Origin of the sequence: Sphingomonas turrisvirgatae (assembly GCF_001721295.1) — a bacterium.
Lineage (GTDB): Bacteria > Pseudomonadota > Alphaproteobacteria > Sphingomonadales > Sphingomonadaceae > Sphingomonas > Sphingomonas turrisvirgatae.
Genome location: NZ_MDDS01000066.1, coordinates 1 through 1,286 on the forward strand (window position 1 = coordinate 1; position 1,286 = coordinate 1,286).

General features: G+C 62.5%; 1 protein-coding gene. It reads right to left on the bottom strand.

Annotation, left to right across the window (positions count from 1 at the left end; translation table 11 throughout):
- A partial coding sequence (ahcY, locus tag BFL28_RS16735) for an adenosylhomocysteinase (protein WP_069321668.1) occupies positions 1-1,286 on the bottom strand: 1,286 nt, incomplete at its 5' end.

Sequence of the window (1,286 nt, forward strand, 5' to 3'; positions counted from 1 at the left end):
TCAATAGCGATAGTGGTCGGGTTTGAAGGGGCCTTCGACGGGGACGCCGATATAGTCGGCCTGGCGCTGGGTGAGTTTGGACAGCTTGACGCCGAGCTTGTCGAGGTGGAGCGCGGCGACCTTTTCGTCGAGGTGCTTGGGCAGGACATAGACGTCGTTTTTGTACTTGTCCGCACCGGTCCACAGTTCGATCTGCGCCAGCACCTGGTTGGTGAAGGACGAGCTCATCACGAACGAGGGGTGGCCGGTCGCATTGCCCAGATTCACCAGGCGGCCCTTCGAGAGCACGATGATCTTCTTGCCGTCAGGGAACTCGACTTCGTCGACCTGCGGCTTGATCTCGGTCCACTTCATGTTGGCGAGGCCGGCGATCTCGATCTCGCTGTCGAAATGGCCGATGTTCGACACGATCGCCATGTTCTTCATCGCGCGCATGTGATCGACGGTCAGCACGCCTTCATTGCCGGTCGCGGTGACGAAGATGTCGGCGCGAGTGACCGCTTCCTCCATCGTCACGACTTCATAGCCTTCCATCGCCGCCTGCAGCGCGCAGATCGGGTCGATCTCGGTCACCAGCACGCGCGCGCCGCCATTGCGCAGCGACGCGGCCGACCCCTTGCCAACATCACCAAAGCCGGCGACGCAGGCGACCTTGCCGGCCAGCATCACGTCGGTCGCGCGACGGATCGCGTCGACCAGGCTTTCCTTGCAGCCATAGAGGTTGTCGAACTTCGACTTGGTGACGCTGTCGTTCACGTTGATCGCCGGGAAGGGCAGCTTGCCCTTCTTCGACAGCTCATACAGGCGATGCACGCCGGTGGTGGTCTCTTCCGACACGCCCTTGATGTTCTGGACGGTCTTGGTGAGGTAACCCGGACGCTCGGCCAGGAAGCGCTTGAGCGTGGCGACGAAGATCTCCTCTTCCTCGTTCGACGGCGCGAACAGCTCTTCGCCCGCCTCGACCCGCGCGCCCCACAGCGCGAACATCGTGGCGTCGCCGCCATCGTCCAGGATCATGTTGCAGGTCTGATCCTGCCCCCAATCGAAGATGCGGATGACGTAATCCCAATATTCCTCCAGCGTCTCGCCCTTGACGGCGAACACCGGAATGCCCCGCTCGGCGATCGCGGCGGCGGCATGGTCCTGCGTCGAATAGATGTTGCACGTCGCCCAGCGCAGCTCGGCGCCAAGCTCCTTGAGCGTCTCGATCAACACCGCGGTCTGGATCGTCATGTGCAGCGAACCGGTAATGCGCGCACCCTTCAGCGGCTTGGACGCCCCGAACT